This window comes from Enterobacter sp. BIDMC 29 (assembly GCF_019378755.1).
GTDB lineage: Bacteria > Pseudomonadota > Gammaproteobacteria > Enterobacterales > Enterobacteriaceae > Enterobacter > Enterobacter ludwigii.
The window spans coordinates 2,873,930-2,896,834 of the sequence record NZ_CP080000.1 but is presented as its reverse complement, the minus strand read 5'-3'; the positions used below and the strand labels follow the sequence as shown (position 1 = coordinate 2,896,834).

General features: G+C 55.3%; 24 protein-coding genes. 9 read left to right on the top strand and 15 right to left on the bottom strand.

The annotated features are described in order from the left end of the window. Positions 1-230: 230 nt before the first annotated feature. The 9 genes from JTA15_RS12540 to JTA15_RS12500 form a co-directional block, all read right to left on the bottom strand. The gene (locus JTA15_RS12540; RefSeq protein ID WP_014171322.1) at positions 231-1,415 is read right to left on the bottom strand and encodes an MFS transporter; all 1,185 of its coding nucleotides are present in this window, start codon (positions 1,413-1,415) and stop codon (positions 231-233) included. A 149-nt stretch (positions 1,416-1,564) separates the two neighbouring features. Continuing rightward, positions 1,565-2,563 carry a glycine betaine/L-proline ABC transporter substrate-binding protein ProX gene (proX, locus tag JTA15_RS12535; RefSeq protein ID WP_025203399.1) on the bottom strand — a complete coding sequence of 333 codons (999 nt, stop codon included), beginning with the start codon at positions 2,561-2,563 and terminating at the stop codon, positions 1,565-1,567. Positions 2,564-2,572: 9 nt separating this feature from the next. Continuing rightward, on the bottom strand, positions 2,573-3,637 hold the full coding sequence (gene proW, locus JTA15_RS12530; protein ID WP_014171320.1) for a glycine betaine/L-proline ABC transporter permease ProW: 1,065 nt from the start codon (positions 3,635-3,637) through the stop codon (positions 2,573-2,575). Beyond that, positions 3,630-4,832 (bottom strand): glycine betaine/L-proline ABC transporter ATP-binding protein ProV, encoded by a 1,203-nt coding sequence (gene proV / locus JTA15_RS12525; protein WP_020883862.1) that lies wholly within the window; start codon positions 4,830-4,832, stop codon positions 3,630-3,632. The genes proW and proV overlap by 8 nt, the downstream gene beginning before the upstream one ends. A 333-nt stretch (positions 4,833-5,165) precedes the next feature. Then, positions 5,166-6,125 carry a class 1b ribonucleoside-diphosphate reductase subunit beta gene (nrdF, locus tag JTA15_RS12520; RefSeq protein WP_020883863.1) on the bottom strand — a complete coding sequence of 320 codons (960 nt, stop codon included), beginning with the start codon at positions 6,123-6,125 and terminating at the stop codon, positions 5,166-5,168. A gap of 9 nt (positions 6,126-6,134) precedes the next feature. Beyond that, positions 6,135-8,279 (bottom strand): class 1b ribonucleoside-diphosphate reductase subunit alpha, encoded by a 2,145-nt coding sequence (gene nrdE / locus JTA15_RS12515; RefSeq protein WP_219372361.1) that lies wholly within the window; start codon positions 8,277-8,279, stop codon positions 6,135-6,137. Then, positions 8,252-8,662: a class Ib ribonucleoside-diphosphate reductase assembly flavoprotein NrdI gene (gene nrdI, locus JTA15_RS12510; protein ID WP_219372360.1), complete on the bottom strand. Its 411-nt coding sequence runs from the start codon at positions 8,660-8,662 to the stop codon at positions 8,252-8,254. The genes nrdE and nrdI overlap by 28 nt, the downstream gene beginning before the upstream one ends. Continuing rightward, positions 8,659-8,898 (bottom strand): glutaredoxin-like protein NrdH, encoded by a 240-nt coding sequence (gene nrdH / locus JTA15_RS12505; protein WP_020883865.1) that lies wholly within the window; start codon positions 8,896-8,898, stop codon positions 8,659-8,661. The genes nrdI and nrdH overlap by 4 nt, the downstream gene beginning before the upstream one ends. 251 nt (positions 8,899-9,149) lie before the next feature. Beyond that, positions 9,150-9,476: a DUF883 domain-containing protein gene (locus JTA15_RS12500; RefSeq protein ID WP_014171314.1), complete on the bottom strand. Its 327-nt coding sequence runs from the start codon at positions 9,474-9,476 to the stop codon at positions 9,150-9,152. 160 nt (positions 9,477-9,636) lie between these two features. On the opposite strand from JTA15_RS12500, the gene JTA15_RS12495 reads away from it, so the two are divergent. Further along, a complete protein-coding gene (locus JTA15_RS12495; protein WP_219372359.1) occupies positions 9,637-9,981 on the top strand; it encodes a DUF2002 family protein in 345 nt (114 codons plus the stop codon). 32 nt (positions 9,982-10,013) lie between these two features. Here JTA15_RS12495 and alaE read toward each other — a convergent pair whose 3' ends face one another. Further along, a complete protein-coding gene (alaE, locus tag JTA15_RS12490) occupies positions 10,014-10,463 on the bottom strand; it encodes an L-alanine exporter AlaE (RefSeq protein WP_047366126.1) in 450 nt (149 codons plus the stop codon). A gap of 493 nt (positions 10,464-10,956) precedes the next feature. Here alaE and stpA point away from each other — a divergent pair, with 493 nt between their 5' ends. Then, a complete protein-coding gene (stpA, locus tag JTA15_RS12485) occupies positions 10,957-11,361 on the top strand; it encodes a DNA-binding protein StpA (RefSeq protein ID WP_020883867.1) in 405 nt (134 codons plus the stop codon). Between the two features lie 38 nt (positions 11,362-11,399). On the opposite strand, the gene JTA15_RS12480 is transcribed toward stpA, so the two are convergent. The 3 genes from JTA15_RS12480 to JTA15_RS12470 form a co-directional block, all read right to left on the bottom strand. Next, entirely contained in the window at positions 11,400-11,579 is a 180-nt protein-coding gene (locus JTA15_RS12480) for a hypothetical protein (RefSeq protein ID WP_014171310.1), read from the bottom strand. Between the two features lie 79 nt (positions 11,580-11,658). After that, complete coding sequence (locus JTA15_RS12475) at positions 11,659-12,198, bottom strand: rhodanese family protein (protein ID WP_219372358.1); 540 nt, start codon at positions 12,196-12,198, stop codon at positions 11,659-11,661. Positions 12,199-12,207: 9 nt separating this feature from the next. Further along, a complete protein-coding gene (locus JTA15_RS12470; protein ID WP_020883869.1) occupies positions 12,208-12,507 on the bottom strand; it encodes a helix-turn-helix transcriptional regulator in 300 nt (99 codons plus the stop codon). A gap of 179 nt (positions 12,508-12,686) precedes the next feature. On the opposite strand from JTA15_RS12470, the gene JTA15_RS12465 reads away from it, so the two are divergent. Further along, the gene (locus JTA15_RS12465; protein ID WP_032678825.1) at positions 12,687-12,845 is read left to right on the top strand and encodes a YqaE/Pmp3 family membrane protein; all 159 of its coding nucleotides are present in this window, start codon (positions 12,687-12,689) and stop codon (positions 12,843-12,845) included. Here JTA15_RS12465 and JTA15_RS12460 read toward each other — a convergent pair. Continuing rightward, positions 12,842-13,771 (bottom strand): LysR substrate-binding domain-containing protein, encoded by a 930-nt coding sequence (locus JTA15_RS12460; RefSeq protein ID WP_020883871.1) that lies wholly within the window; start codon positions 13,769-13,771, stop codon positions 12,842-12,844. The two genes, JTA15_RS12465 and JTA15_RS12460, sit on opposite strands and share 4 nt — an antisense overlap. Before the next feature lie 320 nt (positions 13,772-14,091). Between JTA15_RS12460 and JTA15_RS12455 the strand changes: the two genes are divergently transcribed. The 6 genes from JTA15_RS12455 (at position 14,092) to JTA15_RS12430 (ending at position 21,706) form a co-directional block, all read left to right on the top strand. Continuing rightward, positions 14,092-14,697 (top strand): ankyrin repeat domain-containing protein, encoded by a 606-nt coding sequence (locus JTA15_RS12455; RefSeq protein ID WP_020883872.1) that lies wholly within the window; start codon positions 14,092-14,094, stop codon positions 14,695-14,697. 105 nt (positions 14,698-14,802) lie between these two features. Further along, positions 14,803-16,344 carry an acyl-CoA synthetase FdrA gene (gene fdrA / locus JTA15_RS12450; RefSeq protein ID WP_219372357.1) on the top strand — a complete coding sequence of 514 codons (1,542 nt, stop codon included), beginning with the start codon at positions 14,803-14,805 and terminating at the stop codon, positions 16,342-16,344. After that, positions 16,344-17,759 carry a DUF1116 domain-containing protein gene (locus JTA15_RS12445; protein WP_219372356.1) on the top strand — a complete coding sequence of 472 codons (1,416 nt, stop codon included), beginning with the start codon at positions 16,344-16,346 and terminating at the stop codon, positions 17,757-17,759. Before fdrA ends, JTA15_RS12445 begins: the two co-directional genes overlap by 1 nt. Positions 17,760-17,770: 11 nt before the next feature. Then, positions 17,771-19,315, top strand: a complete 1,545-nt coding sequence (locus tag JTA15_RS12440) for a xanthine permease (RefSeq protein WP_219372355.1) — start codon at positions 17,771-17,773, stop codon at positions 19,313-19,315. A gap of 44 nt (positions 19,316-19,359) precedes the next feature. Then, the gene (locus tag JTA15_RS12435; protein WP_025203405.1) at positions 19,360-20,310 is read left to right on the top strand and encodes a carbamate kinase family protein; all 951 of its coding nucleotides are present in this window, start codon (positions 19,360-19,362) and stop codon (positions 20,308-20,310) included. Between the two features lie 16 nt (positions 20,311-20,326). Continuing rightward, positions 20,327-21,706, top strand: a complete 1,380-nt coding sequence (locus tag JTA15_RS12430; RefSeq protein ID WP_219372354.1) for an amidohydrolase family protein — start codon at positions 20,327-20,329, stop codon at positions 21,704-21,706. 18 nt (positions 21,707-21,724) lie between these two features. On the opposite strand, the gene JTA15_RS12425 is transcribed toward JTA15_RS12430, so the two are convergent. Beyond that, positions 21,725-22,645, bottom strand: a complete 921-nt coding sequence (locus JTA15_RS12425; RefSeq protein WP_020883878.1) for a LysR substrate-binding domain-containing protein — start codon at positions 22,643-22,645, stop codon at positions 21,725-21,727. Between the last annotated feature and the right edge of the window lie 260 nt (positions 22,646-22,905).

Below are 22,905 nucleotides of genomic sequence, written 5' to 3'. Positions count from 1 at the left end.
CCAAACTTATGTCACCATCAGAAAGCGCCGGGTAAGTCCGTGACCCGGTGAGCACAGAGAGCGTTGGGAGTGAACCCGCGGAAGAGAGGATGTGAGGACGGGGGTCTGAACTATTCATGCCGGTAGAAAATATGTCACCCACATTAAAATTTCTGGGATAAATGATTACGTTTACATTAACAGACTGCAGGGCCCCTTTACACCCTAAGAGGCCCAAAGCAATGTAAAACTTAGTTAATTACATCCTGGCGATGGTACCCACGCCACCATACTAGCAGATTCAGCGCGGCGACGATTGCCCCTATCCCGCACACGCCTGACCAACCGGCATGCTGCCACGCCGAGGCTGAAATTAACGAACCCGCTGCGCCGCCAATAAAATAGCTGGTCATGTATCCGGCCGTGAGGCGGTTACGCGCCTCTGGCTTCACGCGGTAGATGACGGTCTGGTTAGTGATATGCACACCCTGCACGGTGAGGTCGAGTACCAGAATACCGACGATCAGCGCCAGTACAGAGGTATGGCCATACCAGATGGCTGCCCAGGAGAGCAGGAGCAGAACCAGCCCGGCAGAGGTCGTCAGATGGGATTTGCCTTTATCCGCCAGTCCGCCCGCCGGACGCGCGCCCAGGGCTCCCGCAGCGCCCGCCAGACCAAACAGACCAATCACCGCTTCGGAATAATTGAACGGCGGTGCGGCCAGCAGAAACGCCATTGAGGTCCATAAGATGCTGAAGTTGGCGAAGGTCAAACAGCCCAGCAACGCACGCGTACGCAGCAGTTTATCGTGTGTGAAGAGGCTGAAAACGGAGGCGAGAAGCTGCGGATAATTAAGGTGATTTTCCTGCTTCACCTTTGGCAGCCCGCGCCACAGAGCAAGCGCCATCACGGCCATCAGTACGCTCGCCACCCAATACACGGTACGCCAGCCACCAAGACTCGCCAGCAGCCCGGCGACGGTCCGCGCCAGCAAAATCCCCAGCAGCAGGCCGCTCATGATTGTTCCCACCACCTTGCCGCGCTTTTCCGGTGAGGCGAGAGTGGCGGCGAGCGGAACCAGAATCTGCGCCACGACGGAGAACAGACCCGTTAACGCGGTGCCGATAATCATCATCGTTAACGAGTGGCTGCTGGCGGTGATCAGCATCCCGCCTGCAGCCAGCAAGGTCATGGAGACAATCAGCATCCGACGCTCAAACATATCGCCCAGCGGCACGAGGAAAAGCAGCCCGGCGGCATAGCCAAGCTGCGCGGCGGTGACAATAAAGCCAGCTGAGCTGGCAGAAAGGTTAAATGCGCGGGCGATGGTATCGAGCAGTGGCTGCGCGTAGTAGTTACTGGCGACTGCCAGACCCGTTGCCACGGACATTAAAAGGATGAGTGCCGGGCTAAGCCCTTGAGTTGTTTTAGTCATCAGGTTCAGGAATCGTGAGTTAAGTGATTATTTTTCCGTGAACCATAATAGCGAATGATTGTGAATGTGGTGGGATTGTTACGTGCTGGATTGTGCGGTTTAGGGGAGTTCACCCTCTCCCGTGGGGAGAGGGCAGGTCTGAAGGGCTCTTATGACTTCTGCGCGTCCATCGCTTCTTTTACCCAGCCATCAAACTGCTGCTGGTGGGCTTTGATCCAGCCATCCACGTGGCCTTTGATGTCAGCTTCGGACGATTTCCCCGCGTGCATCATTGCGTTCTGGGCGTTGATGTCCGCCAGAGGCAGTTTCATCACCGAGAACAGCTTCGCTGCCGCCGGGTTTTTCTCAGCCCAGGTTTTGTTAGCAACGATATGCATCGTGTTTACCGGGAAGCCATAGTTCATGCCGTTTGGCAGTTTGGTGTCGATATCTTTCTGCTCGCCCGGCAGGGAAGAGAAGGGCACCTGCAGCCACACCACGTCTTTCCCCGGCTTCAGCACGTCGCTCACCCAGTACGGTGTCCAGGTGTAATAGATAACCGGTTTACCCTCTTTGAAGCGGGCAATGGTGTCGGCCATCATCGCCGAGTAGTTACCGTGGCTGACGTCGACCGTTTTCGCCAGGTCAAAGGCTTTGTTCTGGTGATTAATCACCGCCTCACAGCCCCAGCCCGGCGAGCAGCCCATCATGTCAGCTTTGCCGTCACCGTTGGTGTCGAACAGTTTGGCAATCTTCGGATCCTTCAGCTGCTCGATATTGGTGATGTGGTACTGGTCGGCTGTTTTCTTGTCGATCAGGTACCCCTGCGCCGCGCCGGTCACGAAGGTGCCTTCGCGGTAGAATTTCTTATCCCCGCCGGCGGCGGCATACATATCGTCGTGCAGCGGCTGCCAGTTGACGGCGGTAAAGGTGGCATCACCGGAGGCAATCGAGGTGTAGCCCACGTTGTAATCCACTTCACTTGGGGTGTTGACCGTATAGCCCAGTTTTTCCAGCGCGCGGCTGACTAACAGCGTCTGGAAGGTCTCTTCTGAAATGGTGCTCTGCACCGGTTGCACGGTAATGCCTTTGCCCGGCAGGTCTGCAGCAAACGTGCTGGTGGAGACAAGGGTGGCAAACGCTGTGGCAAAAAGTACGCGATGTCGCATCGTTGTTCCTTATTTTCTGAATGGGCGGGTGATTAACCCGACAGGGCCGGTGCTATACCAGCGACGGTTGCCGCGACTGCGTGAATCACGACCGACAGCCTGCGTCAGGCGGTCAAGGATAATGGCGAGGATCACAATGCCGACGCCGCCCACGGTGGCCAGTCCCATATCAAGACGACCAATGCCGCGCAGCACCATCTGACCCAGTCCGCCGACGGCGATCATTGAGGCAATCACCACCATGGAGAGGGCCAGCATCAGCGTCTGGTTAACACCCGCCATGATGGTTGGCATCGCCAGCGGAAGCTGAACTTTAAACAGCATCTGGCGCGGGCTGGCACCAAATGAACGCGACGCCTCGATAAGATCGGCCGGTACCTGGTTAATCCCGAGTATCGTCAGACGAATGACCGGCGGCAGGGCGAAGATAATGGTCACCACGACGCCCGGCACGTTGCCGATACCAAACAGCATCACGATCGGCACCAGGTAGACAAACGCAGGGGTGGTCTGCATCGCATCCAGCAGCGGACGAATAATCTTCGCCGCCCGCGGACTGCGCGCCAGCCAGATCCCCATCGGCAGACCGATAGCGACGCAGAAGAGCAGGGCGGTGAGCACCAGCGCTAAGGTGATCATTGCCTGCGACCAGGCGCCAATCGCGCCGATGGCTATCAGTGAGATCAGCGTGGCGACACCCATGCCGGCGCTGCCAAACTGCCAGGCAATCAGGGAGAAGAGCACAATAGCGACCGGCGCGGGCATGCCGAGCATCAGCTGCTGGAAACCGTTCAGGATGTAATCCACCGGTACGCGGATCCCCTGGAAGACCGGACGGAAGTGAGTCACTACCCAGTCGATCCCCTCCGTGACCCAGCTATCCAGCGGGATCAGCGTCTTATGAAACGGATCCATAATATTGAAGTGCTCTGGCGCAGGAGCCGGTGCACTGTTGAGCCAGTCCGCCGCGCCGCCATCGGTTGGCGCAGGCGTGGAAGAGCCCCACGCATCGGCAGATTGAGCAGCGCTGTCCGCCGCCTCGGTGGTTCCCCACGGGTTAGATTGATCAGCCATTGTTTGTCCCCTCGCGATCTAAAGCCTGCAGCAACATGCGTTTTGAGATGATGCCGACGTACTGTTGTTCCTCACTGACTACCGGTACGGCACACGGGGCCTGACCAACGTGAGAGAGCAGCTCGCTGAGCGGCGTTTCGGCGTCCACGGCAAGCGGGGAGTCGATAACCGCCGCATCAATGCCCTGGTTTTCGCTGAGTGCGGTTTTCAGGGAGTCGATGGAAACAATGCCAACAAATTTATTACCGCGTTCGATCAGATAACCGTATTCCCGATCTTCATCCTGCAACAGTTTCAGTGCAGAGCGCGGACCAAAGCCCGGTGTTTTGCGGATAAGACCGTTCGGTGAACGACGGGCGATATCTTTCGCACTAAAGACCTGACTAATATCCACGCCGCGGAAGAAGGTGCGCACATAATCATTGGCCGGATTATTCAGAATTTCATCCGGCGTGCCGACCTGCACCACTTCACCATTTTGCATAATGGCAATACGGTCACCAATACGCATGGCTTCATCAAGATCGTGGGAAATAAAAACAATGGTACGTTGATGTTTAGCCTGTAATTTTACCAGCTCATCCTGCATCTCGGTGCGAATTAATGGATCGAGTGCCGAGAAGGCTTCATCCATTAATAAAATGTCTGGGTTAATGGCTAATGCGCGGGCTAATCCGACACGCTGGCGCATCCCGCCGGAAAGCTCATCCGGGTAGGCATGCGCATAATTCTCGAGGCCCACCTGACGTAATGCATCCAGCGCTTTTTCCTGACGTTCATTAGCGGTAACGCCCGCTAATTCCATGCCAAAGGCGGCATTATCCAGCACCGTCATATGCGGCATCAGCGCGAATGACTGGAACACCATTGCAATCTTCTTTCTGCGCACCTCGCGAAGTTCAGCCTCTGATATTCTGGCGATATCAACGCCATCTATCAGCACCTGTCCACGGGTGGGTTCAATCAGGCGATTGAGAAGGCGAACCATAGTGGATTTACCCGAACCGGATAATCCCATGATGACAAAAATCTCGCCTTCTTCAATGGCCAGACTGGCGTCTTTAACGCCAAGCGACAGCCCGGTTTTTTCCAGAATTTGCTCTTTTGAAAGGCCTTTCTCAATATATTTGAATGCGCGCTGAGGATGCTCGCCAAATACTTTATAAAGATTTTTCACTTCTAATTTAATTGCCATGCAATAGAGAGTGTCCTGTTATTTGTTTATGTCGATATCATTACCATGGTAAATAGTTAACTGGCATTACCCTAACATACTGAGAATCTGAGACAACCCTGGGTTTGCTTATGGCAGGAATTTTACCGTAAGCGAAACGGCTGAATTTCCCATGAGTAAAGGGCTGAGCGTGGTTAGAATTTTTCTGAATTTTTTGCTTTTGCGCAGCGAAATTTCGCCTGAATCGGAGTGATTCAGGCGAATATGAACGGGGAATTACAGTGTAGTTGCCCGTGAAATATTAGGGAGGAAATTGTTAGAATTATATTAAATTAATGAACGTTAACCCGCGCATTAAAAATCCCAGTCCTCATCTTCGGTCTCCACCGCTTTGCCCATCACATACGACGAACCAGACCCGGAGAAGAAATCGTGGTTTTCATCGGCGTTGGGTGACAGTGCCGCCAGGATCGCCGGGTTCACGTCGGCCATTTCCGGCGGGAAAAGCGCTTCGTAGCCGAGATTCATCAGCGCTTTATTGGCGTTGTAGCAAAGAAACGCTTTTACCTCCTCCTCCCAACCGGTACCGGCGTACAATTCTTCGGTATAACTCAGTTCGTTCTCGTACAAATCCATCAGCAAATCGAGGGCAAAACCTTTTAACGCTTCGCGCTTTTCTTCGCTGACGTTCTCCAGCCCTTTCTGATATTTATAGCCGATGTAGTACCCGTGTACGGCTTCATCACGAATGATGAGGCGAATTAAATCGGCGGTGTTGGTCAGCTTGCCGCGGCTCGACCAGTACATCGGTAACCAGAAGCCCGAATAGAACAGGAAGGATTCGAGAAACACGCTGGCAATTTTTTTCTTCAGCGGTTCGTCGGCCTGATAATACTCCAGCACCAGGCTGGCCTTTCGCTGCAATGACTCGCTTTCTTCGCTCCAGGTGTACGCCGCGTCCACATCTTTGGTCTGGCACAGCGTCGAAAAAATCGAGCTGTAGGAGCGGGCATGGACCGCCTCCATAAAGCTGATGTTCGACATCACCGCCTCTTCGTGAGGTGTCAGCGCGTCGGCCATCAGCGCAGGGGCACCGACGGTATTTTGAATGGTGTCCAGCAGCGTCAGACCGGTGAACACACGGATCGTCAGCTGCTGTTCGGCGTGGCTGAGGGTTTGCCAGGCCGGAATATCGTTTGAAAGCGGGACTTTTTCCGGCAGCCAGAAGTTGCTGGTCAGGCGGTTCCACACCTCCAGGTCTTTATCATCCTGAATTTTATTCCAGTTAACGGCACTCACGCGTGACAGTTTCATCCTTTCTCCTTACAGCGCGCAGGACACGCAGCCTTCAATTTCGGTGCCTTCCAGCGCACGCTGGCGCAGGCGAATGTAGTAGAGGGTTTTGATCCCTCTCTTCCAGGCGTAAATCTGCGCCCGGTTAATGTCACGCGTGGTGGCGGTGTCCGGGAAGAAGAGTGTCAGCGACAGCCCCTGATCCACGTGTTTTGTCGCCTCGGCGTAGGTATCAATAATTTTCTCAGGACCAATCTCATACGCGTCCTGATACAGGGCCAGATTGTCGTTGGTCATAAACGGGGCAGGATAGTAAACGCGCCCGGTCTTACCTTCCTTGCGGATCTCAATCTTTGACACAATCGGGTGGATACTCGACGTGGCGTGGTTAATGTAAGAGATTGACCCGGTTGGCGGTACGGCCTGCAGGTTCTGGTTATAGATGCCGTGGCGCATCACATCGTCCCGCAGCTGCTGCCACATCTCGCGGGTAGGCAGGAGAACCCCGGCATCGGCAAACAGCTGGCGCACTTTGTCGGTTTTCGGCTGCCAGTCTCCTTCCAGATATGGCCTGAAGTACTCACCGCTGGCGTAACGCGACTGTTCAAAGCCCGCAAAGCGCTGGTTACGCTCGCGCGCCAGCATCATTGAGGTATGCAGCGCATGCCAGGTAATGATGTAAAAATAGAGGTTGGTGAAATCCAGTCCTTCCGGGCTACCGTAGGCGATACCTTCCCGCGCCAGATAGCCGTGGAGGTTCATCTGCCCAAGGCCGATGGCGTGCGAGGCGGCATTACCGGCTTCAATCGACGGCACGCTGCGGATGTGGCTCATGTCCGATACCGCGGTCAGCCCACGAATGGCGGTCTCCACCGTGCGGCCAAAATCGGGGGAATCCATGGTGTGGGCAATATTCAGCGACCCGAGGTTACAGGAGATATCTTTGCCGATGTCGGCGTAGTCCAGGTTTTCGTCATACGTGGATGCGCTGTTCACCTGCAATATCTCGGAGCAGAGGTTGCTCATATTGATTCGCCCGGCAATCGGGTTCGCACGGTTGACCGTATCTTCATACATGATGTACGGATAGCCGGACTCAAACTGAATTTCGGCCAGCGTCTGGAAGAAATCGCGGGCGTTAATGTACTTCTTACGAATGCGATCGTCGGCCACCAGATCGTGATACAGGGCGCTTATCGCCACATCACCAAACGCTTTCCCGTAAATACGCTCAATGTCGTAGGGCGAGAAGAGCGCCATCTCGGCATTTTCTTTGGCGAGTGCAAAGGTAATATCCGGAATCACCACCCCAAGCGACAGGGTCTTAATGCGGATTTTTTCATCGGCGTTTTCACGTTTGGTATCCAGGAAGCGCAGGATATCCGGATGGTGCGCGTGGAGATAGACCGCCCCCGCGCCCTGACGCGCCCCCAACTGGTTGGCATACGAGAAAGCATCTTCCAGCATTTTCATGACCGGAATCACGCCGGAGGACTGGTTTTCGATGCGCTTAATTGGCGCACCGGCTTCACGCAGGTTCGACAGCAGAAATGCCACACCACCGCCGCGTTTAGAGAGCTGCAGCGCCGAATTCACCGCGCGACCAATCGACTCCATATTGTCTTCGATGCGCAGCAGGAAGCAGGAGACCAGCTCGCCGCGCTGGGCTTTTCCGCAATTGAGAAAGGTCGGTGTGGCGGGCTGGAAACGGCCGGAGAGCATCTCATCCATCAGGCGTTCTGCCAGCATTTCATCGCCCTGCGCGAGCGTCAGGGCAACCATCACCACGCGGTCCTCGAAGCTTTCAAGATAGCGTTTGCCGTCGAATGTTTTCAGGGTATAGCTGGTGTAAAACTTCCATGCGCCAAGAAACGTCTGGAAACGAAAACCGCGGCTATGGGCTTGCCCGAACAGCGTCTCCACAAAGGCACGATCGTACCGGGCCAGCACGCGCTCTTCGTAATAGCCTTCCTTGACCAGATAATCGAGACGTTCATTCTGGCTTGCAAAGGTCATGCTGTTGGGGCGGACGTGGGTGGCGATAAACGCCTCCACCGCCTCATGATCTTTGCCAAACTGAATGTGCCCCTCACGGTCATAGAGGTTCAGCATCGCGTTTAATGCGTGGTAATCCGGTGTCGCCTGAATTACATGTTCTGCGGTTGTCGTTGCCAAAATTCGTTCACTCCTTTACGCACGTTCTCTACGTCCTGCTGTGTCCCCATCAGTTCAAAACGATAGAGATACGGCACGCCGCATTTTTGAGAAATGACATCCCCGGCACGGCCAAAGGCATCGCCGAAATTGCGATTGCCCGCCGCGATAACGCCGCGAATAAGCTGTCGGTTGTGGGGATCGTTGAGAAAGCGGATCACCTGGCGAGGCACGGCCCCCGCGGTGCCACCTCCACCATAGCTCGGGACCACCAGAATGTAGGGGGCGTCTATCCGGATCCGTTCCCGCTCGTTAAGCGGGATACGTATCGCAGGCAGCCCGACGCGCTCAATAAAGCGGAGCGTGTTTTCCGAGCTGCTGGAGAAGTAGACCAGCCCACTCATGCCCTGGCGGCCTGGGCGGCGAGGCGGTTAATCATGTCGGGGCGAAAGCCGGACCAGCTGGTCTCCCCGGCGACGACGACCGGCAGCTGGCGAAAACCTTGCGCCCGCAGGGTATCGGCAGCTTCGGGCTGCAGGTCAATATTCACCATCTCAAAGGCCACTCCACGGCTTTCCATTGCACGTTTTGTCGCGTGGCACTGAACACAATCGTTACGAGTGTAAATAATAATGCTCATGATTCGTATTTCCATTTAAAATGAGAGAGCGGCGCGAATCATCGCGTCAGGTTGTGTGTATCTTGCTAAAGGGAATACTAGATGTAGTTGTCGTAAGTTTCAACCATACAAGATATGGGAATTTCAGATTGATATGGCCCCAATGATGAGCACAGCGGGGCAGGGCGGGCTGTACGGCTTTTTCAGGCGCGCAGGCAAAGAAAAGCCCCGGGGCTGACGCGACCGGGGCGGATTCGGACAGGCTGAGACGACTATTTACGCAGGCTAAGCAGCGCCCCCACGAAGATACCCACCGCGGCTACCGTACCAAGCGTACAGAGGGGTTTTTCGCGAACGAAGGTATTGGCGCAGCTGATGGCATCGCAGGCAGCCTGCGTGGTGCGCGAACGCCCATTCATGCGGGCGCGGGTTTCACGTAGCAAAGACTGAGCCTTACGTTTTGCGGCATCCGCTTCGTCCTTCGCACCGGAACCCCAGGATTTCAGCACTTCTTCCAGCGAGTCCGCTAATTGGCTGACATCGTTACGAATATCCTGCGTGTCGTCGTTAATATCGTTTCGGTTCGGTCTGTTAAACATACGATCCTCCGTAATTTTGCGTTCCCGTTTAGTTTAGTCCAGAAATTTAATATCTGAAGCGCGTCACGCGTTATCTGGCAGTTTATGGAATATTCTGAAAGCCCTGCTAATGCTGAATACTGTAAGGTTGCCGGGCAGGAAAAGATAACGAGGAAAAGATATGTATTTACGACCTGATGAGGTGGCGCGCGTTCTTGAAAAAGAGGGATTCACCATGGATGAGGTGACATCAAAAGCGTATGGATATCGCCGTGGCGAGAATTATGTTTACGTTAATCGTGAAGCAAGAATGGGACGTACCGCTCTCATTATTCACCCGACGCTGAAAGACAGAAGTTTGTCATTTGCTGAGCCTGCCTCGGATATTAAAACCTGCGATCATTATCAGCAATTCCCACTGTATTTAGGTGGTGAAACGCATGAACATTATGGTATTCCGCATGGCTTCAGTTCGCGTATGGCGCTGGAGCGGTTTTTGAAAGGACTGTTTGGCGAAGTACAGTAAATCTGCGACTGGCATTCGCCAGTCGCCTCACATCATGCTTTGGCCTGGCTGTACTGGCTGACCTTAAACAGGCGGCGACAATAGTCGAGAAAATAGCCATACGCCGCACCCATCAGCATTGAAATCACGATATTTGAACTGACCGCTGCGACGATTTGATGCCAGTCTGCGCCCACTGTCAGCAGAATAGCCACGTAAACCGGCGACTGGAACGTCACGTATGCCAGAACGTCGGCGAGGTTTTTCACCCACCCTGACGGGCTAATACGACGCGCAAAGCGCATGACCGCATCGCGGTATAATCCGTAAGGCCACGCAATAATAATGTTGACCGGAATTGCCACCAGACGAGAAGAAAGTGACTGCTCAAAGGACATTCCGGAGAGGAAAATTTCGATCAGCATGTTCACGACGGAACAGTAAACAACCATCGCGAAGGTATCCGCTACCGCATGGCGCAGGCGAGATTGCGGTGAGAACATGTCTGAACTCCTTGAGAAGAACACAATAGAAACGATTTTCCCTCAGCGGTTAGTGCTTTAGGTTGGTTTGTCGGTCGTGTATAGCGTATATCTCTGCCTTTGAACTAACAACTAGTTATTAATTTTTATTTAGTCGCGTTTTGTCCACAAAATTCTCTAAAATTGCGTGTTTTTTGTTCGGTTCGTTATAATCTGTCCCTGCCGTCAGTTTTTGTATGTAAATCAATCTGTTGATCTTAAGCGTGCCGAAGCGAACGTTCTGCCCGAACGACGACAGTGCGGCATGCTTTGATTTGGATTAAATCTAACCGTTTATACTGAGATAAAGATTGAATCCGGCGGTACCGACAGTTATCCGCCGATATTATTAAACGCGATATTTTAAAACATTTACATTTTTAGCAAGACGTGCCCGCGGGTAGATATTCCAGGCGAAATGAATTATTCTCTTGTCGATTTTTCGATTTACCCTAAAGAAAAGGTTTTCAAATATATGTCTTTGACGTTACAGAATCTTAATAATATCCGAACTCTGCGTGCGATGGCGCGTGAATTATCCCTGGACGTTCTTGAAGAAATGCTGGAAAAAGTCAGGGTCGTTGCTGAAGAGAAACGGAGTGAGCTGGCGGAATTAGAGCAACAACGCGCTGAGCAGCAGGAAAAAATTAATGCCCTGCTGGAACTGATGAAAGCTGATGGTATTTCACCGTCCGATCTCCTCGGTTCAGATATGGCGCAGGCCGGTAAGCCAGCGAAAAAACGTAAACCGCGTGAAGCGAAATATCGCTTTATTGATCTCAACGGTGAAGAGAAAACATGGACCGGTCAGGGACGTACGCCAAAGCCTATTGCTAATGCACTGGCAAACGGTAAATCACTGGATGATTTTCTGATTTAATCCATGAGCCGGGCGGAAGACACCGCCCGGTTGCCTGTTTAGCAGACGCCGAAATCACCCTCTTCGGTATACAGGGCCAGGTCTGCGGCCTTCAGGGTAAATTTCTCGCCTTGCTCATTGCTGGCCTGAACCGCCACAACGCTATCGCCGTTCACTTCGAGTACTTTCAGTTTTGGGCCGCCTTTACGCGGTTGCACATAATCACCGACAGAAAACATACTACCTCCTCATCGTTTCAATGATCTTCACCTTAGCCCACGTCTGATGCCGGGTACAGCGTATTTCACCGATTACTGCTTACGAGGTACGCCGGTTCCAGGGCATCACTTTCAGCAGTCTCGCCATTCCGCAAAACCCGGTCAGCCCGGCAAACAGCAGCCCGGCACCCACAAAGCCGCTCAGCAGGAAAAAGCCGCTGGAGAGCGTAAAGCCCAGCACGACCCCGCACAGGGTGAGCAGCCCGGCGGCAATTTGCACCTGGCGCATCAACGGCAGCGGCTGTGATGTGTCTTCCTGCGTGATCAACCCAGCCTGCTTCCACCCCTGAATTCCGCCTTCAACGATAAATGCCTGAGCAGGCGCGGCAGCCTGAGCAGGCGCGGCAGCCTGAGCAAGGCGGGCTGCGTTCGAGGATGTCCGGGCGCCAGACTGGCAGTGAAAAATCACCGTTTCGCCCGCGTGCGTCTCAAGCCCGCCGGGTAAGGTGTCCAGCGGCACGGACCGGGCGGCGGGAATATGCTCGCGAGCATATTCGTCGGGATCGCGAATATCGATCAGTTTTGCACCTTCAGCAACGAGCGCATTGGCCTGCTGGGGTGAAATGAGCGGTAGTGACATGGTGGCTCCTTACGGGCAATAGAGGCTTTTCAGGGTGCTGATCAGCTGATGCACCGCATCGTTTTTAATGAAATACAGAATGCGCTGCGCTTCACGGGTGCTGTCGATAAGCCCCTCTTCACGCATACGCGCCAGATGTTGTGACGTGGCGGATGGGCTAAGCCCCGTCGCCCGCGCCAGATCGCCCGCGCTGGTACCCGGCGTACCGCACAGCATGCAGAGGATCAGCAACCGACGCGGATTGCTCATCGCTTTTAACAGGGCTGCGGCCTGTCCGGCACTGGCCTGAAGTTGTTCGAGTTCAGTCATATTAGTTTAGTCTTTACTTAATTAAGTAAACTCTAAACTAATGGGGAGGATTAAGCCAGTGTCAAAAGCGTAAAAGAGGGTAAAAGGGCGATAAAGAGATGGCGCAGGCCGTTAAACTGGCTACGCTTAGAGAATGTTCTCTTTTGTATTTTCAATTGGTTAGCTTGCACGGAGTCGTTATGGGTTTTTGGCGTATTGTCTTTACTATTATCCTGCCACCGCTGGGCGTGCTGCTCGGCAAAGGGTTTGGCTGGGCGTTTATCATTAACATCGTTCTGACCTTACTGGGCTACATCCCTGGTCTTATTCACGCGTTTTGGGTGCAAAGCAAAAACTAAGCGCGCCACAATAGATCGCTGTATATCCCGGTCAGCACGCCCTGTGGACCAAACTGCTGTTTGATCCAGCGCGTGACCTGGCCGGTCGCCGCATGCTGCGTGGCAAGCAGCATGCGTGAATCCTGACGCGGATTATTGATTCGCCGCGTGACCAGCAGCCCGTCCTCCACCGCCTCGCGGGCCATATACTCCGGTAAAAAACCAATCCCGTCCCCAAGGATCTGACACTGGCATTTGGTGTTGAAGTCGGGCACCAGAATCGCCTCCTGGCCGTGCAGCAGCCAGCCGACCTTCTTGTTTATGGTGTGCGCCGTGTCTTCCACCATGATGTTGGGGTACAGACGCAGCTGGCTTTCGGCTATCGGCTCCGGCACGAAGGCCAGCGGGTGTTCCGGCGCGATGGCGAATACCCAACGGATGGCACCGATCTCGGTGTAATCAATGCCGCCGCCGTCGAGCAGCGTGTCCGGTGCGCCAATCGCGATATTGGCCTGGTTGTTGATAATGGAGTCCCAGACGCCGTTGTAGACCTCGGTCGTGACGGTGATCTGGCAGGTAGGAAACTGTTTTTTCAGCACCTGCAGCAGCCGCGCCGTATGGCGTGGGGTGTACAAAAGCTGGTTGATGCAGATGCGGACCCGCGCCTCAATGCCCTGCGAAATGGTGTCTATCCCGCGCTTGATGGCATGAAAATCATTCAGCAGGTCGGTCGCTTTACGGTAAAAGTAAAACCCCGACTCGGTCAGCTCAATGCTGCGCGTATTGCGTACAAACAGCACCACATCCAGCCCGGTCTCCATTCGCTTGATGGTGTAACTGATGGCAGAGGTGGTTACGCCAAGCTCGGTGGCGGCTTTGCTGAAGCTGCCAAAGCGTGCCGCCGTGGTGAAGGCCAGCAGGTTCTCTTCAGTAAAGATGGAATTCATATTACGGCTCCTGTTAGCCATCAGTTTTGAACATATTTTAACAGCGCTGTTACAACGCATATGACGACGGTCACAGTTCTGATTATTCGCGTCGAGCCGCGTCATGTCAGGCTTCATCAGGCATAAGCAGAATGCTGTCTGAGGCGAATAAAAGCGCTAAAACATAAGTAAAAGATTGCACGGCCGCACATTTTGGCTGAATTGTTGAATTTAACTCAATAATGAATTGACTGTCGATGAATGATTTTTAAGCGGATTCTTTTCTCACCAGGCTGTTGCTATTCTCAGGTCATGAGCAATACATCATGGGGAGTCTGAATATGTCTGCGAACGAACTCGTTACTGAATTTTTGCTGGCGGCAGAGCAGGGCAATATTGACGGGCTAAAAGCCTGCCTTGAAAAAGGTGTCGATATTAATGCCACTCAACGCCAGAAAAGAACGGCCGTTATTATTGCCAGCCTGAAAAAACATTATGACTGCGTGGCATTTTTAATTGCCGCCGGAGCAGATATTGATCAACAGGATCAGACCTGTTTTAACCCCTTCCTGATTAGCTGCCTGACAAATGATTTAACCCTGCTGCGAATAGTCTTACCCGCCAACCCGGATCTTGATCGCCTGACCCGCTTCGGTGGTGTCGGCATTACGCCTGCCAGCGAGAAAGGGCACGTTGAGATTGTGCGCGAGCTGCTGGAGAAAACCGATATTAACGTCAACCACACCAACTTCGTGGGCTGGACGCCGCTGCTGGAAGCGATTGTCCTCAACGATGGCGGCGCGAAACAGCAGGAAATTGTAAAGCTGTTACTGGATAACGGCGCAAATCCGCACATGACCGATAAATACGGCAAAACACCGCTCGAACTGGCGCGGGAAAAAGGCTACCACCAGATAGCAGACCTGCTGCTGGCCGCAGGCGCGTAATTCCTTCGGCCAGCCTTTTCCGGCTGGTCGCTCATCAGACAGTATTTTACCGACGTGCCTATTGCACGACGGCGGCCCCCTTTTATCCTCATTCAGGAGAAAATAATGCCCACCAAAATCGTCATAAAAAAGAATACCTATTTTGACTCGGTGTCATTGATGTCGGTTTCCACCAGGGCCAATAAATTGCCGGGCGTTGAGCAGGCTTTTGTGGCTATGGCGACAGAAATGAACAAAGGCGTTTTAAAAAATCTCGGGCTATTAACGCCGGAATTAGCGGATGCCAAAAACGGCGACTTAATGATCGTGATTAAAGGTGAGGCGGCGAATGACGAAACGCTGGCAGCCATCGAAGCGCTTTTCACCCGCAAGGAGAGCGGCGGGAGCCATGAAGCGCGTTATGCCACCCTTGCCAGTGCGAAAACCCATCGTCCTGAGAGCAACCTGGCGGTGATTTCGGTAAACGGCACGTTTGCCGCCCGCGAAGCACGTCAGGCGCTGGAAAACGATCTCAACGTCATGCTCTTCTCCGACAACGTCAGCCTTGATGATGAACTGGCGCTGAAGCAGCTGGCACACCAGAAAGGGTTGCTGATGATGGGGCCGGACTGCGGCACGGCCATTATCAACGGTACCGGGCTGTGCTTCGCCAATGCGGTGCGCCGCGGACCGATCGGTATTATCGGGGCGTCCGGGACCGGCAGCCAGGAGCTGAGCGTGCGGATCCATGAATTCGGCGGCGGCGTGTCGCAGCTGATTGGCACCGGCGGGCGCGATCTGAGCGAAAAGATAGGTGGCCTGATGATGCTGGATGCCATCGCGATGCTGGACGCTGACGACGCCACCCAGGTGATTACCCTCATCTCTAAACCGCCTGCGCCGTCGGTGGCAGAAAAAGTGCTGGCCCGCGCCCGCACCTGCCGCAAACCGGTGGTGGTCTGTTTCCTCGGTCGTCATCAGCCGCCGGCTGATGAAGGCAACCTGCAGTTCGCCCGCGGCACCAAAGAGGCGGCGCTGAAGGCCGTGCTGTTAACGGGGGTGAAAAAAGAGTCTCTCGACCTGCATCCGCTGAACTGGCCACTGATCGAAGAGGTGCGTGCCCGGCTGACACCCCAGCAGAAATACATCCGCGGCCTGTTCTGCGGCGGCACCCTGTGCGATGAGGCCATGTTCGCCGCGCTGGAAAAGTTCGACGACGTCTACAGCAACATTCAACCCGATCCGGCAAAACGGCTGGACGATATCAACGTCAGTAAAGCCCACACCTTCCTTGATTTTGGCGATGACGATTTCACCCACGGCAAACCGCACCCGATGATCGACCCGACCAACCGCATCAGCCGCCTGTTGCAGGAGGCGCGTGACCCCGAGGTGGGGGTGATCGTGATGGACTTTGTACTGGGCTTTGGCGCGCACGAGGATCCGGTCGGCGTGATGCTTGATGCCATAAAAGAGGCGCAGGCGACGGCGAAAGCCGATAACCGTCCGCTGGCAATTCTCGGCTATGTGCTCGGAACCGACCAGGACTCACCGTCTTTGGCACAGCAGTGTCAGCTTCTGACCGAGGCAGGGGTGATCTGGGCGAGCAGCAGCACCAACACCGGATTACTGGCACGTGAATTTGTCTTTAAAGGGGAGACTGCCTGATGGCGACCTTATTTAACCAGCCGTTGAACGTGATTAACGTCGGTATCGCGCTGTTCAGTGCGGATCTCAAAAAACAGCATATCCCCGTGACCCAGCTCGACTGGACGCCGCCGGGGCAGGGGAATTTGCAGGTTGTAGAGGCGCTGGATCAGCTGGCCCTTGCGCCACTGGCTGACAAAATCGCCGCCGCCAATAAGATTGCCCTTGAGCGCATTATCCAGTCCCATCCGGTGCTGGTGGGCTACGACCAGGCGATCAACGTCGTGCCGGGCATGACCCGCACCACCATTCTTCACGCCGGTCCGCCCGTCAGCTGGGAAAACATGTGTGGCGCAATGAAAGGGGCCGTGACCGGGGCGCTGGTGTTTGAAGGGCTGGCGCGCGATATCGTCGACGCGGAGCGCGTGGCGGCGTCAGGGGCGATCACCTTCTCGCCCTGTCACGAGCACGACTGCGTAGGCTCAATGGCGGGTGTCACTTCGGCATCGATGTTTATGCACATCGTTGAGAACAAAACCTACGGCAACCGGGCGTTCACTAACCTTAGCGAGCAGATGGCGAAGATCCTGCGCATGGGTGCCAACGACCAGAGCGTTATTGACCGCCTGAACTGGATGCGTGACGTGCTCGGCCCGATGCTGCGCGATGCCATGAAAATCATCGGTGAAATCGACCTGCGCCTGATGCTGGCCCAGGCGCTGCACATGGGCGACGAGTGTCATAACCGCAACAACGCCGGCACCACGCTGCTGATCCAGGCGCTGACGCCCGGGCTGATTCAGGCCGGGTATCCGGTGGCACAGCAGCGTGAGGTGTTTGAGTTCGTCGCCAGCAGCGATTACTTCTCCGGCCCGACGTGGATGGCGATGTGTAAAGCCGCCATGGATGCCGCACACGGTATTGAGTACAGCACCGTGGTCACCACCATGGCGCGTAACGGCTACGAGTTCGGCCTGCGCATCTCCGGGCTGCCGGGGCAGTGGTTCACCGGCCCGGCGCAGCAGGTGATGGGGCCGATGTTCGCGGGCTACAGGCCGGAAGACTCCGGGCTGGATATTGGCGACAGCGCCATTACCGAAACCTACGGTATCGGTGGTTTTGCGATGGCCACAGCCCCGGCGATCGTGGCACTGGTGGGTGGCACGGTGGATGAAGCCATCGATTTCTCCCGTCAGATGCGCGAGATCACCCTCGGTGAAAACCCGAACGTCACCATTCCGCTGCTCTCGTTTATGGGCATTCCAACCGCCATTGACATCACAAAAGTCGCGGGCAGCGGCATTCTGCCGGTCATTAATACCGCCATTGCTCACAAAGACGCAGGTATTGGCATGATTGGGGCGGGCATCGTTCACCCGCCGTTTAGCTGTTTTGAAAAGGCGCTGTTGACCTTCCGCGATCGCTACTTTTTATAAGGCATGCATCCATGAAAAACATGAAACTGGAGTGGAAAAGAGGTGACTGGGCGGCGTATTTCGGGTTGATGACCAACAACCTGACCAATTTGCTGACCATGATGGGGCTGCTCATTTTTGTCGTCGGCATCCCGAAGGAGATTGTTTATGGACGCATTGCGCCAGCCTTCGGGCTGGCGGTGCTGGTCGCGAGCGTCTGCTACGCGTGGTTTGGCCTGCAGATGGCGCGCCAGACCGGGCGTACGGATGTCACCGCGCTGCCGTCTGGCCCAAGCGCGCCGTCAATTTTCACCGTGACCTTTCTGGTGCTGATGCCGGTCTACCAGCAAACCGGTGATGCGGATTTCGCTATCCAGATTGGTCTGGTGTGGTGCTTCGTGGAGGCGATGATTCTGGCGGGCGGTTCGTTCCTGGGGGAAACCATCCGCAAGATGATCCCGCGCACCGTCCTGCTGTCGTGCCTGTCCGGGCTGGGCCTGTTGCTGCTGGCGATGAACCCGATGCTGCAGGCGTTTGAGGCACCTACCGTGTCGTTCATCGTACTGCTGCTGATCTTTATTAACTGGTTTGGTAAAAAGCCGATCTTCGCCAAAATCCCGACCGGCCTGCTCTTGCTGATTGCCGGTACCGCGCTGGCGTGGATCTCTGGTCTGCAAAGCCCGGAGGCCATCAAAGCCTCAATGTCGTCGTTTGGCTTTAACCCGCCGGAAGTGCATGTCGACAGCTTTATGAAGGGACTGCCACACGCATTACCGTACCTGGCCTCTGCCGTCCCGCTGGGTCTGGCGAACTACATTTTTGACCTGGAAAACATCGAAAGCGCCCACGCGGCGGGGGATGAGTACCCGACCCGCAAGGTGATGCTGGCAAACGGGCTGGCCTCCATGCTCGGGTGTCTGATGGGTAACCCGTTCCCGGTGACGGTTTACGTCGGCCACGCGGGCTGGAAAGCGATGGGGGCCAGCATTGGCTACACGCTGGCCTCCGGTGTGACCATGTTTATCGTACCGCTGTTCGGGCTGGGGGCGTTTATGCTCGCCATCATACCGATGACCGCCATCGTGCCGATTCTGGTGTTTATCGGGGTGGTGACCGCCAACCAGGTAGTAAGGGAAACGCCCAAAGTGGAGGTCCCCGTGATCTTCATCTGCCTGTTCCCGTGGATCGCTAACTGGGCGCTGACCATGATGAACAGCGTGATGGGCGCGGCGGGGACCAGTGCGGCGAAAATTGGCACCGACGTGCTGCACAGCAAAGGTATCTACTACCAGGGACTGGTGCATCTGGGTAACGGCGCACCGCTCGCCAGCATGCTGTGGGGCTGCATCGCTATCTTCGCCATCATCAACAAACCGCTGCGCGGAGCCGTGGCCGCCGCCGTTGGGGCGTTGCTGGCGCTGTTCGGCGTGATCCACGCGCCAGTGGTTGGCTTTGCCGAAGGCAGTTCGCTGATGTTTGTCACGGCCTACCTGATGATGGGGGGCATGTTTGTGGTGAAACATTTTCTTGATAGCCGCGACGCGGTGAGCGCGGCAGCGCCGGTTTCGGAGTCCTGATAATGGCTGATGTCCTCACCCCGCACCATTTCAAAGGAAACACTATGAAAGAGCTCATGGTCGTCGCCATTGGCGGCAACAGCATTATCAAAGATAACGCCAGTCAGTCCATTGAACACCAGTCACAGGCCGTGAAATTGGTTGCAGAGTCAGTGCTGGAGATGCTGGCGTCTGACTATGACATCGTGCTCACTCACGGTAACGGCCCCCAGGTGGGGCTGGATCTGCGCCGCGCTGAAATTGCTCACGAGCGGGAAGGGCTACCCCTCACGCCGCTGGCAAACTGCGTGGCGGATACCCAGGGCGGTATCGGCTACCTGATCCAGCAGGCGCTCAATAACCGCATGGCCGCCCACGGCGAGCAAAAAGCGGTCACGGTCGTCACGCAGGTGGAAGTGGATAAACACGATCCGGGTTTCGCTCATCCCACCAAACCTATCGGCGCGTTTTTCAGTGAGACGCAGCGTGATGCGCTCCAGCACGCCCATCCTGACTGGCATTTTGTTGAAGACGCCGGGCGCGGTTATCGTCGGGTGGTGGCTTCGCCGCAGCCGCTGCGTATCGTTGAAGCGGAGGCTATCAAGACCCTGACGCAAAAAGGCTTTGTGGTGATCGGGGCGGGCGGTGGTGGTATTCCGGTGGTGCGCACAGCGCAGGGGGATTACCAGAGCGTCGATGCGGTGATTGATAAGGATCTCTCGACCGCGCTGCTGGCCCGCGAGATCCATGCCGACGTGCTGGTGATCACCACCGGGGTGGAGAAAGTGTGCATCAACTTTGGTAAGCCAGACCAGCAGGCGCTGGATACGGTGAATGTGGCGCAGATGAAACGCTACGTGGCGGAGGGGCACTTCCCGGCGGGCAGCATGCTGCCGAAAATCGTCGCCTCGCTGGCGTTTCTGAACGACGGCGGCAAGCGCGTGATCATCACCTCGCCGGACTGCCTGCCTGCGGCGCTGCGCGGTGAGACCGGTACCCACATTGTGAATGCGTAAGTAAAAGGAAGAGAAGATGAGTGAGAATAAAAGCCGACGCGAGTTTATTAGCCAGAGCGGCAAAATGGTTACCGCCTGCGCCCTGTTTGGCACCACCGGATCCGTCGCGTATGCTGCAGAAACCGCGAAACCACGTTGTGAGACAGGCAAACCGATGAACATTACCGCCAGACACTACTACCTGGATAACGTGCTGCTGGAGGCCGGGTTCAACGTTGACGGCGGCGTGGCGACAAGCACCCGCACCGAACTGAAAACACTCGAAATTAATGACGGCAAAATTGTCGCCCTGCGTGATAACAAAAGCCATGCCGATGCCGCGCTGCCACACTACGATGCAGGCAGTAAGCTGATGCTGCCGGCGATGCGCGACATGCATATTCACCTGGATAAAACCTTTTACGGCGGTCCCTGGCATTCCCTTAACCGCCCGGCGGGCACGACCATTCAGGACATGATCCGTCTTGAAGAAAAATTGCTGCCAGAGTTACAGCCCTACACGCAGGAGCGTGCGGAAAAGCTTATCGATCTGATCCAGTCGAAAGGCTCCACCCTCGCCCGCAGCCACTGCAATATTGAGCCGACATCCGGCCTGAAGAATCTGGAAAATCTCCAGGCCGTCTTAGCGCGCCGCAAGCCGGGGTTTGACTGTGAAATTGTCGCCTTCCCGCAGCACGGCTTGCTGTTATCGCACTCCGAAACGCTGATGCGCGAGGCCATGCAGGCTGGCGCGCACTACGTGGGCGGTCTGGATCCGACTAACGTGGACGGTGCGATGGAAAAATCCCTCGACACGATGTTCCAGATTGCGCTGGATTATGACAAAGGGGTGGACATCCACCTGCATGAAACCAGCCCGGCAGGCGTCGCGGCGGTGAACTACATGGTAGAGACCGTGGAGAAAACGCCCGCGCTGAAGGGGAAACTGACCATCAGCCACGCCTTCGCTCTGGCCACGCTCAACGAGCAGCAGGTCGATGAAATCGCCACCCGCATGGCGGCGCAGCAGGTGACCATTGCCTCTACGGTGCCGATTGGCACCCTGCATATGCCGCTGAAGCAACTCCGTGACAAGGGGGTGTTCGTCATGAGCGGCACCGACAGCGTCATTGACCACTGGTCGCCGTATGGGCTGGGCGATATGCTGGAAAAAGCCAATCTTTACGCCCAGCTCTATATTCGCCCGAATGAACAGACGCTCTCCCGCGCGCTGGGTATCGCCACCGGTGATGTTCTGCCGTTGAACGACAAAGGCGAGCGCGTGTGGCCAAAAGCGCAGGACGATGCCAGCTTTGTGCTGGTGGACGCTTCCTGTTCCGCCGAGGCCGTGGCGCGGATTTCACCGCGTACCGCGACCTTCCATAAGGGCCATCTTGTGTGGGGCACCGTCTCCTGACGCCACGTCGGGGTATTGCTACAGGTGATACCCCGACAGACGCAGCTCGCGATCAATCCATTCAACAAACTGCTGGATCTTCCAGGTGCGCTCGTTCATGTGCGGCATCACCAGATGATGCGCATTAATGGCGATCCCCGTTTCATCTGGTAGCACCTGCACCAGGGAGCCATCGTTCAGGTGATCGGTGGCCATCATCTTGCTTTCCAGAATAAATCCCAGCCCCATGCGCGCGGCTTCAAAGCTCATGTAAGAACGATCAAAACTCAGGCTGAAGTTGAGCCAGGGGCGGTCGATATTGTGCCAGGCAAACCATTTTTCCCAGTTGACCAGGGTGCTGGTCGACGAGATAAGCGCCTGTGAAAGCAGGTCCTGCGGCGTGTTGACGGGATGTGCACGCAGATATGCCGGTGAGGCCAGCACCACCAGCGCATCGTTTTTAATGGTCATGACCCTGTAAGCGTCCCAGTCCGGGATGCCGTGGCGAATATCAATATCGATGTTATCGCGTGCAAACTGCAGGTTCTCATAGGAGCAGGAAAGATTGACCGTAATATCCGGGTATTCACTGCGAAATTTGCCGAGCCGGCGCAATAACCACGTCAGGCCAAACGTTGGTGAAGAGTGAACGCGCAATACCGGATTATCGGCCTCTTTCATCACCTGTTCGGTTGCACGGCCGATGGCGCTCATCGCTGCGGAGACGTCGCGCAGATATTTTTCCCCCGTCGGGGTCAGGGTCACGCCTTTGCCGCTGCGGATAAATAACTTCTTCCCCATCCAGGATTCCAGCGAGGCGATCTGATGACTGACGGCTGACGCGGTGACGTTAAGCTGTTCGGCCGCCAGATGGATACTGAGAGAGTTGGCCACGGCGATAAAGGACTGAATATTTCGCAGCGAGGGTATGGGGAGGGTCTGGCGATCCTGCGCGGGCATGGCCCACTCCTTTTAAACGAGACAATTTTAAAAAACATAACATTGCGGCATCGCGTCAGCAATTTTTACCCGGCTGAATGGATTAAACATGATCCTGTTCACAGTGTTTTATCGATGAATATTGATGAGGGTTACATTTTATTTTTATGACCTGCATCGCGTATCAAATTTATCTCAGCAATAAATGAGTTTTATTGAATGGTGTTTCGTTCGATAGCCGATATATTGACGTTGAACGCATAAATAAAACGACTCACGTT